This is a genomic window from Anaerolineales bacterium (genome assembly GCA_022866145.1).
Lineage (GTDB): Bacteria > Chloroflexota > Anaerolineae > Anaerolineales > E44-bin32 > PFL42.
The window spans coordinates 1-13,549 of sequence record JALHUE010000071.1; the positions used below are offsets into that span (position 1 = coordinate 1).

Genomic DNA, 13,549 nt, shown 5'->3' on the forward strand with positions numbered 1-13,549 from the left:
CAACAGCCGACTGATCCTCACCCGCTGGGCCGCCGGGTTTCTGGTTCTGCTCGGCACCTACCTGTGCACGACCCTGCTTGGATTGCCGCTACCGGCCGAGCAGCTGTACTGGGTCGGAATCGCCATCCTGCTCTACAACGCGGTGCTGGCCCTCATCATCCGACGAGCCCGCGCCCGGCAGCTCCCCGTTCCCACCCAATACCAGCAGCGACTGATCGGTCTGCAAGTTGGGCTGGATTGGCTGGCGCTGACCGTTTTTCTTCAGTTGACTGGCGGCGCCACCAGCCCGGCCATCCCGCTCCTTGCGATCCACATGCTGTTGGTGACGATCCTGCTGCCCTCCCCTGCCCAGATCCTGTACCTGGCTCTCGGCATCGGCGCATTAATGATGATCGTCATCCTCGAATACCGAGGGATCCTCCCCCACCACAACGTGATTCCCGGGATCCCTCCCGATCTGTACCTCGATCCGGTGTACGTCAGCGCTCAGGTTGGCCTGTTCACGGTCGCTGCAGCGTCGACGGTCGCCCTGGCCTCGGACGTCATGTCCCGCCTGCGCCGGCGCGAACGCCAGGTGACGGCCCTGCTCCAGACTTCGGAGGCGCTGTCGGCAACCCTAAGCTTGAGCGACGTGCTGGAGCGGCTGGCCCGCAATGCGGCGCTGGCACTACAGGCGCCGAGCGCATCCATCCGGCTGCTAGAAGAGGGCAGCGACAATCTGCCGATGGTGGCTTCCTATGGCCTGAGCCGGGCTTACCAGGAGAAGGGGCCGGTCTATCTTTCAAAGAGCGCGCATGACCGCGAGGCACTGGCCGGGCATGTCGTCATTGTGGCCAATGCGCTGGCCGACAGGCGGATTCAATACCCCGCTGCCCTAGAGGCCGAGCGCCTGAGGAGCCTGATCGTGGCGCCGATCATTGGTCGCCGCGGGCCGATGGGCGTGCTGCGGGCCTACAGGCGCGAGGTGGGCGCCTTCGACGAGCAGTCGGCCGAGTTCGCCCTGGCGATCGCCCGCCAGGGCGGCGCCGCCATCGAGAACGCAATGAGCTATCAGGCGCTTCAAGAGGAAGACGCGGCCCGGGCCCAATTCGTGCGCACCGTGACCCATGAGCTCCGCTCCCCCACCAGCGGGGCCCAGAGCCTGCTGCGCGCCTTGCTGCACCAACACTCGGCTCAACTCACCGAGCAGCAGCGGGATATCCTCCAGCGAGTTGATGCCCGCTTGGATGTGCTCACCGACTTGATCAATGATCTGCTGGCACTGGCTAAGAGCAAGACCGCCGGTTTCCAGGCCGAACCTGAACCCACTGACCTGACCTCCTTGCTGCAGCAGATCACTGGCCTGTACCGTTCCGAGGCCGCCGCTAAGAGCATCCGGCTGGAATACCACTCGCCCGCCAACCCAGTGCGGGTCCTGGCCACCGAGGAAGGGATCGGGCTGATCTTCGGCAACCTTCTGAGCAACGCCGTCAAGTACACGCCGCCGGGCGGCGAGATCAGAGTCGGGCTGGTGACGGAAAAAGACACCGCTCAGGTGCGCGTGGCCGATACTGGAATTGGGATCCCCCAAGGCGAGCAAGGGCGGCTATGGGAGGAGTTCTGGCGGGCAACCAATGCTCGCAGATCCCAGAGCTCCGGCACAGGGCTTGGCCTGAGCATCGTTAAGCGGTTGGTGGAAGGGTTTGGCGGGATGATCACCGTCCAGAGCACAGAAGGTGAGGGGACAACCTTCACCGTCGCTCTGCCAAGCACGAAGAGGTAACCCGCCCCTCGACAAACAATCCCTCGTGGCTCAAAAGCAGGACGAATGCGGGGTGCCGTTCTCACGGCACCCCGTTGGTCTGTGGTCCACGAGCCAGGTCGACGAGCTATCGCCTCGGCTTTCCCTTCGGAGCCGACCGGGCCGCCTTCCCTGCGGGAGGCTTTGCGGCTCCGGCCGGTGGAGGCTGTAGCTCGGTAACTGGTGCCGCCGCTGGAGCGGCGGGCGCGGCTGCCAGGGGTTCAATGGTGGGAGGCGGCGAGCTGACCAGTTCGGCGGGGGCGGCAAGCGGCGGGCCGCGGCGCGCCGCTCGCCAATCTGTGTAGGCAAAGAACATCGCCCCCGAGCCCACGGCGAATGCGACTACCCACACCAGCGTTCCCAAGACAGGGATTCCGGTCAGCAGAACGAACGCCAGCGCCGCCAGGAGCATCACACCTGCCCGTCTCAGATACTGCTTGCCCGGATCGAGTGCCCGGCTGAGTGCAGCGTAGCTGGCAACGATGACCGACAGGCCATACAGGGACACCGCCAGCAGTCCGACGCACAAGCCAATCGCGGGGAGGCCAAGCGCCCAGATTGAGAAAGCGAAGCCCCACATCGACTGCAATCCAACTGCCAGGCCGATGACGACCACCAGCAGAGTGAGTATCGCCGCCACAGCGAACAGCTGGTTGGCGACCACGAACACGAGGAATCCCCACAACGCAGTCGGCCAGGGCTTGCGCCGCAGTCGGTCGGCACTGGCGGTGATGCTCGGGGGGAATAGCCACAGGGCGATCAGGCCGTAGAAGGCCAGCGGGAGAAACACCAGCAACCTGCCCTGCAGCCAAGCGAGCACACTTTCGCCCGACACCACGGCGGATGGCGCCTTCGTCGCGACCGGAGCAATGGCCATGGCTTCAGTCAGCGGGATGACAACCGGTTTGGGTATCACTTGCAGCACAGGCGCCTGGCGGACCCGCATCAGACCGCCGCCGCCTGAGGACGAGGCCGGTGGCGGGACGGTCGGCAGCGGCTGGGGCGCCGGCTGCGGACGCACGCTCTCCCACCAGGCCTGCGTTTTGCCCAGCCAATCGCCTTGTTCCGCCGCCCCGATGATCAAGCGGGCGAATTCGAAGGGCCCAATGATAGCTCGGACGTCGCGCCCCACCTCTCCACCCAAGGTTGCCCCCATCGTGGCGGCCAGCATGTCTCGCCCTACTGTCGCACCCGGCGGCAGCACCAAGCTCAGCCCGCCGAAGTACAGGTTCTTCCCGATTGACGCTCCGGGGCCCGAGAGCAGCTGGAGGGCTGCCACCATCATCGACCCGCCGACTTGGCCGTTGAGTTCGACATCCTGGGCGATGGTGATCAATGTGCCTTCCACCCGGCCATTGACGCGCACCCGGCCACCGAGGGCGATCACGTCCCCCAGAACCGTGCCATCGATGCTGACTTCTTCGCCCGAGAGGATGATGTCCTGATCGACAGTCGTCCCGGCTGGGACCGTGGAACCGTATACGATCTCCTGGGCACCGGCGCTGCCGGCGGTGCCTGCCAGCAAGCCGAGTGCCAGGATCAACGCTAGTAGCGCCCGAACCAAGGGTTCGATCGGCGGCCTGTGCTTCATGTGTAGCCTCCCTTTGGGTTGAACTATCGTTTCCACCAATGCGGATTATACAATCCCGGACCCCGGACGGCACCAGGTCAGGCAGAAGCGCAGCAGGCTGCCAGCGCGCAACCGCCAGGGCCAGGGTTTGTTCTGATCCGCTCGCCGGGGGTGAGCTGCGCCTTCTCAAGCCTCGGCGTTGACCGGCGCAAGCAGACACCAGCCCGTCTGCGGCCGGCAGTCACGCTATCGAGCCGAGGCCTTGCAGCCCGACGACCACGTCCCGCAAAGCGAGCGCCAGGTACCCCAGCTTGTCCGGGCTGACCAGCTCCGGCACGTCGAGCTCCGTGTGCGCGATCACTGACCACAGCTCAGTGAAACGGGCGGAGGTAGCCGCCAACGCCGGGCGGTGGTGCATCACGAACAGGCTATGATCGCTCTGATACCAAGCCTCACCCTCGATCATGCCCGGCCAGCCGCCGAACGATTGGCGGACAATCCCAGCGATCTCGGGCGGGCATCCGTACAGAGAGAAGGCAGTGTCCCCGTGGCGATCGCCGGCGCCGTCGACGTTGATTCCCAGGACGATCTCCCCAAAGCGCTCCTGGTTCTGTTGCACGTACAGCTGCTCGCCCGGCGCGCTGTAGTAGTCCTCCCCGTTCATCGCCACGAGCTCAACGGCGAGTGCGAGAGAGATGGGCTGCAGCAGTTCAGCCAGCAGCAGCAAGGCTGCAACCCCGGCGGCGTTGTCCAGCGCCCCCGGGGTCCCCAACTTGGCGTCGATGTGGGCGAATACCACAACCCGCCTTCCGTCCAAGGGACCCTTGCTCGCCTGAACATTACAGCCCCTAGCCGGTGAACGGCGGGCGCGGATCTTCAGCTCGACCGACTGGCCGGCGCGCCTCGATAGGTCAAGCCCTTCCGCCTGGGTCATGTGCGCACACGGGATGTCGAAATCCCCATCCTCGATCAGAGGGAAAGGACAGATCCCCCCAGCCAGGTCAGGGTCTCGTCCGGTCGCCGCCACAATGGCCAGCGGCCGCTTGAGCTCAAGCCACGAGATGATCTGCTGGTGTTCCTCCGGGTTATAGAAGGGGAAACGCTTCGGCATCAGCTGTTGGCGAGCGAGTTTGCCGTGGACCAGCAGTACCCTGCCTTCCGCCTCCGCCTGCTGCAGCTCCTCGAAGGTCCCGGCAACTGCCAGCTCTCCCCGGACATCGCAGCCGAGCGAGTAGGGGCTCGGCAGCACAGCAAACGAACGGTCAAGGGAGGAGAGCTCCGCCCCTGCCTGCTCCCAGCCCAGGCAATCGAACCCCGGGGTCTCCACCCTAAACCCGAATGCCGCAGCCGCCTTGGCGAACCAATCCGTGGCCACCTTGTTCCCCGGCGTCCCGACACAGCGCCCCGGGAGTTGGCGACACAAGAACTCCAGGTAGCCGGTCGCGGATTGTGCCAACTCACTCATGCCTTGATCCTTCAGATCAGAAGCGTCGCCGAGCGCAGAAGCCGGCGATTGCGCTGGCGCAATTGGAAGGCGCGGAGCGCCTCCGGTGACCCGTTGTCACGTGGCGCGAGCATGCTGCCGAACCCGCTCTTCCAAGGGGGTGGCGGAGAGGGCCATCTCCCTAGATCCAGCCTCGCAGTCGGTAGTACACCAGCGCCAAGACCTCTCGTGCCATATCCCGGCTGCGAGCCAGCGAGGACTCGCTAGGGAGAAATGTCAGACCCGCCGCTTCCTCTCCGATCGATCGCCCGAAGGCGGCGGAGGGGATCGGGTGCATCCCCTCCCGGGCGAAGGCGCCCAGGGAACGGCGCAGATGCCAGCCCGACGTGACCAGGACAAACTCCTCTACTCCGCGACTGTTCAACAGCGGCTTGATCTGCTGTGCCTGTGCGTGCGTGTCCGCCGAGGTCATCTCAACCAGGATTCTCTCTTCCGGCACGCCCAACCGAACGAGTTCCCTCTCCATGGCGACCGCCTCGGGCGTTGCCAACCCATCGTCCCCAGGGGGACCTCCCGACAGAACCACCCAGGGCTGATCCAGCATCTTGTAGAGGCGTGCGCCTTCCAAGAGGCGCAGGGCGGTCGCTTCGCTCAAGGACTCGACCCTGCCGGCCGCGCCCTCGAAGCTGGCGGTGCCACCCGATAGAACCACCACAGCGCGTGCGCCGCTGGCTTCAGCTTTCGTGGCGATCGGCGAGAAGCCGCGGCCGAGAAGGCCTTCAGCTCCCGAAGAGAAGGCGGGGGTCGCCATAAGCCAGTAGCCTGCCAGCAGCGCCACCAGCCACCGGGTTCCCCAAGGCCGCCGGCGGTCCCCCGCCAGGAGGAGGACTACGCCAATCAGCAGCCCCAGGAGCAAGAAGGCCATCGATCCCGGTAGAAAGTACGACTTGGTGAACAGGACGATTCCGTCCATGCTGAACGTGCCTCCAGGTTGCGGCGGTCCGCCCTGCCAGACCGAGGGGCGCGGCATTGCGATCCGGCCGAATCAGCCGATCGCCCGCCAATGTCGGCGCTCCGGATCAGGCGACCCGTTCGAGCATCGATTCGTACAACTGGACAACCTGGCGAGTGATATCCGCCCAGGCATAGTTGCGGGCATAGGCTGCCGCCTGCCGACCCAAACGCTCCCGCAGTCCATCATCCTCGGCCAGCAGTTTGAGCCGCTGCGCCAGGGCGCCGGCATCGGAGGTGGGCACATGGAACCCCGTCTCACCGTCCTTGACCAGAAACGCCAGGCCGCCGGTTTCAGACGCCACGACCGGTGCGCCGCAGGCCATGGCTTCCAGGGCAACCATCCCGAAGGACTCGTAGTGCGAAGGCACAACGACCATGTCGGCCGCCGAGTAGTAGTACTGCAGGGTGTCCTGATCGCGCTTGCCGAGGAATGCCACCACGTCGCCCATCCCCAGCTCAATCCGCAGGTTCTGCAGACGGAGCATCTCGGCTGTCATTCGCTCGGGATCGGCCTCCGGATCGCCGCCGATGATGGCCACAGACATCGGCCGCCTCTCCAGGGTCCCCTCCTGCTTGAGGATCGCCATGGCTTGCAGCAGCGTGTCGACGCCCTTCAACGGTTCGATGCGCCCGACAAACAGGACCATGTTGTCGCGGCAGTCCATGCCGATGAACTCTTTGGCTTCGTCCGGCGGGATGGGGTAGAAACGGCTGGTGTCCACGCCGGGGGGGATCACGACGACCTTGTGCGGATCGGCATGGTACAGCCACTGAAACTGGGCGAGTTCAGCCTGAGTCGAAGCCACGATCTGGTCCGCCTCCCGCAGGAGCTGGTTCTCGACCGCCAAGCGCTCAGGCGAGGCCCTCTCCTCCGGACTGCGCGCCACCCGGTTCTTCATTTCGCCCAGGGTGTGAAAGGTCTGGATGATCGGCGTTCCCCACAGCTCTCGGAGCCCCAGGGCGGCGATCCCGGACATCCAATAGTGGCTGTGGACGAGATCGTAGCGAATCCCCTTGGCAGCAGCAAACGATTGGATCCCTTCGATGAAGCCGGGGATGTAGGTCTCAAGTCGATCCTTGCCGACGGGTAACTCCGGCCCGGCCGGGACGTGCACCACCCGGTTGCCGAAACCCAGGTTATGCAGGACATGCGGGACATGATCGTCCTGGGAGCGGGTGAAGACGTCCACGCCTACGCCCTGCCGACCGAGTTCCCGGGTCAGGTCGCGTACGTAGACGTTCATCCCGCCGGTGTCTTTCCCTCCCAGGGTCGCCAGCGGGCAGGTGTGGTAAGACAGCATGGCCACGCGCATGTCGAGATTATCGCCGACGCCCCGTTTCTTGCCAAGGAACGCGGCCGACGGGTATAATCCTTTTCGCGCGCCGTGCCTACTGCCGGCGCTGCAAGTTGCCTGGCCACCATAGCTCAGCCGGCAGAGCGGGCGTTTCGTAAACGTCAGGTCGAGGGTTCGAATCCCTCTGGTGGCTCCATCCTCCCCTCTTGGGGGTCACCGCTTCGGTCCGACTGCAGCCTGCCTGCCTGAAGCGGCGCCAATCCTCAGAAGCGAATCGCATCCGACTCTTCGCGGCCGCGACCGGCGCGGGCTCCCAGGCAAGCCCCAAGGGTATAATCGTCGCATGCAGCAAGACACGGCCCCCGTCGTGATCGGCATTGCCGGTGGCACCGGCTCAGGCAAGACGACGGTGGCCAACGTCATTCTCGGGCGCGTCGGCGCAGCCCACATCGCCCTCATTGGCCATGACGCCTACTACAAGGACATCAAGGACCTGCCGACCGCCCAGCGGGAGCTGATCAACTTCGATCACCCCGAATCGCTGCAGACCGACCTGCTGGTTGAACATGTCAAGCGGCTGCGCAGGTGGGAAGCGGTCAGTATCCCGGTCTATGATTTCACGACACACGCAAGGAAGTCGATCTCCGTGCTGGTCAAGCCCCAACCCGTCATCCTGGTCGACGGCATCCTGATCTTCGCCGAACCGGCGCTGCGGGAGCTGTTCGACGTCAAGATCTTCGTCGACACGCCGCCGGACATCCGATTCATCCGCCGGCTGGAGCGCGATATCCGCGAGCGTGGCCGGAGCGTCGAATCCGTTATTCATCAGTATCAAACAACGGTCCGGCCAATGCACCTGGAATTCGTCGAGCCCTCCAAGCGCTACGCCGACGTGATCATCCCGGAGGGTGGCTTGAACACCGTTGCGATGGATATGGTGGTCGCCCGGATCGAGTCGCTCCTCGGAGACCCGCGAGGAGTCCCACAGCCATGACCTCCAGCAAGTACAGCGCACCGCCCGCCATGCAAATTGACCTGTCGAAGGTTTACTCGGCCACCCTGCACACCGACGAGGGGGATATCGTCCTCGATCTGTACGCCACGAAGGCACCGGCAACGGTCAACAACTTCGTCTTCCTCGCCCGCCAGGGCTTCTATGACGGGTTGATCTTCCACCGGGTGATCAAGAACTTCATGGTCCAGGGCGGCGACCCGACCGGCAGCGGCACGGGAGGCCCAGGCTATCGCTTTCAGGATGAGTTCGACCCTTCCTTGAAACACGATGGTCCGGGGGTGCTCTCCATGGCCAACGCCGGGCCAGGCACTAACGGCTCGCAGTTCTTCCTCACCCACGTCGCCACTCCATGGCTGGATGGCAAGCACACGGTCTTCGGCCGGGTCCGGAGCGGAATGGACGTATTGCTGGCCATTCCGCCACGTGATCCGTCCAACCCCCAGGCGCCGGCAGTGGCCATCCGAACCATCGAGATCGCCGAGTCTTGAGCACGACCCCCGACGCAACCCGCTGGCGGCTGCAGCTGGCCCGCCTGGCGGGTCTGGTTCTCGTGGTCGCGTTCTCGGGCGCCATCTACTACTTCGCGGGCCGCGTCCCCAACATCGAGGTCTACGGCTATCCCGGCGTCTTCGTCCTCTCGGTCCTCGCCAACGCGACCATTATCTTTCCCGCGCCCAGCATGGCGGTGGCCTTCGCCATGGGCAATGTCCTCAATCCTCTCGGGGTTGCGGTGGTGGCAGGAGCCGGAGCGGCGCTGGGCGAAATGACCGGCTATCTGGCCGGCTATACGGGTCAAGCCCTGATTCCTCACAACGAGGCGTATCATCGCCTGGAACGCTTGACGCAGCGCTACGGCGGATGGGCCATCCTGGTCCTGGCCATGATCCCGAACCCGGCTTTCGATATCGCCGGTGCTGTAGCCGGCGCCATGCGCATGCCGGTGCCGACGTTCCTGTTGGCGGCCTTCGTGGGCAAAACGCTGAAGATGCTGGTGACGGCCCTAGCAGGCGCCTACACCCTGGATTGGCTGACTGCGTTCTTCGGCCGCTTGTGAGCTCGAGTTCAGCCCAGCGTGCCCTCCCCTGAGGCAAGCACATGGTAGGCGCGGGGATACGCTTCCTGCTCCAGGCGCAGGAAATCCGTCAGGAAGTAACCCTTCTCGAAAGCCTCGTCCAGGATGGTGTTCACCTGCCGCCGCCAGGCCCCGGCTAGTCCAGGCGCACGCCGAGCCAGCCCAGCAGCATCTGCCGGCACCTCCATCAAGACGATCGGCTTGGCCACTGCTTCAAGTTCCAGGGATGGCGTTCGCAGGCCGGCTTCGTTGAGCCCAGCCGGGTTGACCGGCTGGGCACCGGCTGCCAGATAGTGTGCCAGCGCAAGGGATTCGCGCCGAAACCCGGCACGCGACTCCACCCGCCTTGTTCGTAGCCACCACCCCGCTTCCACCCGACGCTCTGCCGGTGGTTCGCATTCTCCATCAAGCGGGGATCCAACCCATGCTTGGGAGACCGCTCCGAGCCTGTGCAGGGAGAGGTCGGCCCACTCGCCATCCAAAGGATCGAGTTCCCAGGTGATCAGCGGCAGCCCGTCCTGCTCGGCCAGGCGGCGCAGGGCTTGCATCAGTGCCGTGGCAATCCCCTTCCGGCGCCAGGATGGGTGCACCAGGAGAAGCGCCAGGTGTAGCTTGAGCCTGGCTTGCACGACTCGGCGATCGGAGCGGGCATCTGCGCCGAGGAAGGCGGCCGCCGCTCCGTGCAGCTCGGTCGCCGGCCCGACTCCGAGAATGGTGCCACCATGCCGGGAGAGGGCGGCGAAGACCTCCGGCGGGACGACCGCAGGACAGCCGCAATCGGTCTGCAGCTTCGCCCAGCCGGACAGTTGGGCGGGGGACGCCAGCTGGCCGGACCGACCAGGGGGTCTCACCTCGGGCCGTCAAGGGAGGCTCACCCGGCACATGCGGGCCTGTTTATCACCTTCACGCTCCCAGCCAGGTGCCTGCCGCCAGCCCGTCACTGCTCGATCCGCCCGTGCGAAAAGAGGCGACGAACGAACTCCCAGGTCCAGTTGCGGCCTTGGATATGGTCGAGGTGAGCCTCAAGGCGCGCCGGCTGCAATCCGAAGCGGCTGGGCAATGCATTCAGCTCGGCTGCCCGGTTGGCAGCCAGGTAGTCGATCCAGAAGTCTCTTAGCGGCCAGGCGGGGAGCATCCGGCCAACGACGCTCCACGCCGCCCGCAGGTATGGGGGGCGCATGTGGGAGAGCACCCGGGTGATGCTGGCTGCGGCAAGCACGTCACGCGTCAACTGGTTGGCGCTGAGGAACTCCGGCCCCCCGATCTCGTGGATGTGGCTCCCCTTCTCCGGAGCGGCCATGGTCCACTGGATGAGCGTCAGCAGGTCCTCCACCCAGAGTGGATGCAGCAGCACCTCCCCATCCCCCGGCAAGAAGAACACCAACGGCGAGACTGCAGCCGCCAGAGCCAGGCTCTCGGTGAGATGATCACCCCGACCGAACAGCGCGCCCGTGCGGAAGATCGTATGCGGCACTCCGCTGGCCTGGATGGCCTCCTCCGCCAGGGCCTTCGCCCGGAGCACTGGATAGGCCGAGGAGCGGTTCGCCCCAACGTGGCTGACGAAGATCAGTTGGCGGACGCCAGCCTCGGCGCCCGCTTCGGCCAGGTTGCGCGTGCCCTGAACATCGGTGCGCAGCAGGTCGACTTCCGATCCATGATGTTCGGCCCCGGCCAGATGGATCACGACGTCAATCCCGACCATGGCCGCCCGCACGCCGCGCGCATCCGTGAGCGAGGTCAGGGCGGCCTCCACGCTGAGGCCGCGCGGCAGAGCAGGATCGCGCCCAGAAGGCTTTAGCAGGATCCGCGGCTGCTCTCCCTCTTGCAGCAGCCGACGCAGCAGATGTCTGCCTGCGAAGCCGGTTGCACCTGTGACCAGGATCATCAGACCTTCGTTCCTCAGGGTTTTGTGGCACCATCGGAACCTGGGCGCGGGCGACGATCCACCCCCGCCGCCTGCTGGAGCCGAGGCTCGTGAATTCTAGCACACAGGCCTGCGCCTCCCGTGGGCAAGGCGAGTGTTATACTCGGCAGGTTTGACCTTTGAGGGAGAGGGGTGGTCCATGGAACGCCGCCGGGTCGTGGTCACTGGAATGGGTTGTCTCAGCCCTCTGGGAAACGATGTCGCCAGCTCCTGGCAGGCGGCAGTCGCCGGAGGCTCCGGCGCCGGCCCAATCACCCTGTTTGACCCTTCCGCCTTCGAAACCCATTTCGCGGCCGAGGTCAAGGGGTTCGATGCCGAAGCGGCCTTGGGCCGTCGGCTCGCCCGGCGCACGGATCGCTTCACCCAGTTCGCCCAGGTCAGCGCAGAGCAGGCGCTGGCGGACTCGGGACTGCAGGTCACGGACGCCATTCGAGACCGAGTGGGCGTGATCATCGGGACCGGCATCGGGGGCGTCACAACGCTCGTGGCCGAGAACGAGCGCTACCTCTCGCAGGGACCGCGGCGCGTCAGCCCGCACACCGTTCCGATGATGCTCCCGGATGCTGCCGCCGGCCAGCTGGCGATCGCCTTCGGCTTGCGTGGACCGAACATGGCCGTGGTGACGGCCTGCGCCTCAAGTTCCAACGCGATCGGCGAGGCGGCGGAGATGATCCGGCATAACCGGGCAGAGGCCATGGTGGCCGGGGGTTCTGAGGCCGCCATATTCCCGGTGGCCGTTGCCGGCTTCAACGCCATGGGGGCCATCTCCCGGCGCAACGACGATCCGGCGCGAGCCTCTCGGCCCTTTGACCTGAATCGCGACGGCTTCGTGATCGGGGAGGGTTCGGCCACACTCGTCCTCGAGGCGCTCGAGTTCGCACTTGCGCGCGGGGCGCGGATACTGGCTGAGGTCGTGGGGTACGGCTCGACCAACGACGCCTTTCACATCTCCGCCCCGGCTGAGAACGGCGCCGGCGCTGCCGCCTGTATGCAGCTGACGCTGAAGGACGCCGGCCTGGCCCCTGCGGACATCGACTACATCAACGCCCATGGCACCAGCACGAAACTCAACGATGCCAGTGAGACGACGGCCATCAAGACGGTTTTCGGCGAGATGGCCGGCCGCATCCCGATTTCGTCGACAAAGTCCATGACCGGCCACCTGATGGGCGCGGCCGGCGCCCTCGAGGCGATATTCTGCGTGAGGGCCTTGCAGGAAGGGATCATTCCGCCCACAATCAATCTCGAGACGACCGATCCGGACTGTGACCTCGACTACGTCCCCAATACTGCGCGCAAGCTCAAGGCCCGCTACATCCTCTCTAACTCCTTCGGCTTCGGCGGACACAACGCCTCCCTCATCTTCGCCCACCCAGACGCGATCGGCCGCTCCGCATGACCCGCTACGCCCACGTCACCGGCTGGGGAATGGCCGTCCCCGATCGCGTCCTGACCAATGTGGAACTGGAGCGAATGGTCGATACCGACGATGAGTGGATCATCAGCCGCACGGGGATCCATGCCCGTCGGATCGCGGACAAGCACGATACCACCGCCACTCTGGCCACCAAGGCCGGCCGCCACGCCCTCGAAAGCGCAGACATCGGTCCGGCACAGGTGGACCTGATCATCGTGGCCACAGGCTCGCCGGAGCACATCTTCCCGGCGACGGCCTGCCTGGTGCAGGATGCCCTCGGCGCAACCAAGGCCGGCGCCTTCGATCTCTTGGCGGCCTGCACCGGCTTCATCTTCGCCCTCAACATGGCTGCCCAGGCGATCCAAACCGGCGCGATCGACTCGGCGCTGGTCATCGGGTCGGAGACGCTCTCGCGGTTCGTTGACTGGGAAGACCGTTCAACCGCCATCCTGTTTGGCGACGGCGCCGGCGCATTTGTCCTCGAGGCTCGCGATACGCCGGGAGGGGTCTTGGCGGGGGTAATGCGCTCGGACGGCTCAGGCGGCGGCCTGCTGGCCATTCCGGCGGGCGGAAGCCGGCTGCCGACCACCCACGAGACGGTCGATCGCAAGCAGCACACCATCCAGATGAACGGCAGAGAGGTCTTCCGTTTTGCCACGCACGTGATGGCCTCAGCCACGCGAGAAGTCGTCAAGAAGGCCGGGCTGCAGATGAGCGATATCAAGGTCGTGGTCCCTCACCAGGCGAATCTGCGCATCATCGAAGCTGCCGCCCGCGGCCTGCGCCTGCCCATGGAGCGCTTCGTTGTCAATATCGAGCAGTACGGGAACACTTCCAGTGCCTCCATCCCGATCGCCGTTTGCGAAGCGGTACACGCCGGTCGGATCAAACCGGGGGACCACATGGTCCTGGTTGGTTTCGGCGCCGGCCTAACCTGGGGGGCGCTTGTCCTGCAATGGGCGGAGACCGAGCGCAAGGTCAGCCGCAGCCGCCGCGGGAAGATCCGGGTGCGCGGCAT

General features: G+C 65.5%; 11 protein-coding genes, 1 tRNA gene and 1 pseudogene. 7 read left to right on the plus strand and 6 right to left on the minus strand.

Annotation, left to right across the window (positions count from 1 at the left end; all coding sequences use genetic code 11):
- On the plus strand, positions 1–1,762 hold a 1,762-nt coding region (locus tag MUO23_02185), incomplete at its 5' end, for an ATP-binding protein (GenBank protein MCJ7511762.1).
- 106 nt (positions 1,763–1,868) lie between these two features.
- Here MUO23_02185 and MUO23_02190 read toward each other — a convergent pair.
- The 4 genes from MUO23_02190 to MUO23_02205 all read right to left on the minus strand — a co-directional run bounded on the left by MUO23_02190 (position 1,869) and on the right by MUO23_02205 (position 7,121).
- Positions 1,869–3,371: a hypothetical protein gene (locus MUO23_02190; GenBank protein MCJ7511763.1), complete on the minus strand. Its 1,503-nt coding sequence runs from the start codon at positions 3,369–3,371 to the stop codon at positions 1,869–1,871.
- A 220-nt stretch (positions 3,372–3,591) separates the two neighbouring features.
- Entirely contained in the window at positions 3,592–4,815 is a 1,224-nt protein-coding gene (locus MUO23_02195) for a M28 family metallopeptidase (GenBank protein MCJ7511764.1), read from the minus strand.
- A gap of 160 nt (positions 4,816–4,975) precedes the next feature.
- Positions 4,976–5,767, minus strand: a complete 792-nt coding sequence (locus MUO23_02200; protein ID MCJ7511765.1) for a YdcF family protein — start codon at positions 5,765–5,767, stop codon at positions 4,976–4,978.
- Between the two features lie 106 nt (positions 5,768–5,873).
- Complete coding sequence (locus MUO23_02205; GenBank protein MCJ7511766.1) at positions 5,874–7,121, minus strand: glycosyltransferase; 1,248 nt, start codon at positions 7,119–7,121, stop codon at positions 5,874–5,876.
- A gap of 102 nt (positions 7,122–7,223) precedes the next feature.
- Here MUO23_02205 and MUO23_02210 point away from each other — a divergent pair.
- From MUO23_02210 to MUO23_02225, 4 genes are all read left to right on the plus strand, one after another.
- Positions 7,224–7,299: transfer RNA gene (locus MUO23_02210), tRNA-Thr, on the plus strand.
- Between the two features lie 147 nt (positions 7,300–7,446).
- Positions 7,447–8,097: a uridine kinase gene (gene udk, locus MUO23_02215; GenBank protein MCJ7511767.1), complete on the plus strand. Its 651-nt coding sequence runs from the start codon at positions 7,447–7,449 to the stop codon at positions 8,095–8,097.
- A 29-nt stretch (positions 8,098–8,126) separates the two neighbouring features.
- Positions 8,127–8,606: a peptidylprolyl isomerase gene (locus tag MUO23_02220; protein MCJ7511768.1), complete on the plus strand. Its 480-nt coding sequence runs from the start codon at positions 8,127–8,129 to the stop codon at positions 8,604–8,606.
- Entirely contained in the window at positions 8,603–9,172 is a 570-nt protein-coding gene (locus MUO23_02225) for a VTT domain-containing protein (GenBank protein ID MCJ7511769.1), read from the plus strand. Before MUO23_02220 ends, MUO23_02225 begins: the two co-directional genes overlap by 4 nt.
- 8 nt (positions 9,173–9,180) lie before the next feature.
- Here MUO23_02225 and MUO23_02230 read toward each other — a convergent pair whose 3' ends face one another.
- On the minus strand, positions 9,181–10,041 hold the full coding sequence (locus tag MUO23_02230; protein MCJ7511770.1) for a GNAT family N-acetyltransferase: 861 nt from the start codon (positions 10,039–10,041) through the stop codon (positions 9,181–9,183).
- An 86-nt stretch (positions 10,042–10,127) separates the two neighbouring features.
- Positions 10,128–11,075 carry an NAD(P)H-binding protein gene (locus MUO23_02235; protein MCJ7511771.1) on the minus strand — a complete coding sequence of 316 codons (948 nt, stop codon included), beginning with the start codon at positions 11,073–11,075 and terminating at the stop codon, positions 10,128–10,130.
- 178 nt (positions 11,076–11,253) lie between these two features.
- Between MUO23_02235 and fabF the strand changes: the two genes are divergently transcribed.
- Complete coding sequence (fabF, locus tag MUO23_02240; protein ID MCJ7511772.1) at positions 11,254–12,513, plus strand: beta-ketoacyl-ACP synthase II; 1,260 nt, start codon at positions 11,254–11,256, stop codon at positions 12,511–12,513.
- Positions 12,510–13,496 (plus strand): annotated as a pseudogene (locus MUO23_02245) (ketoacyl-ACP synthase III). Before fabF ends, MUO23_02245 begins: the two are co-directional and overlap by 4 nt.
- The last annotated feature ends 53 nt before the right edge of the window (positions 13,497–13,549 follow it).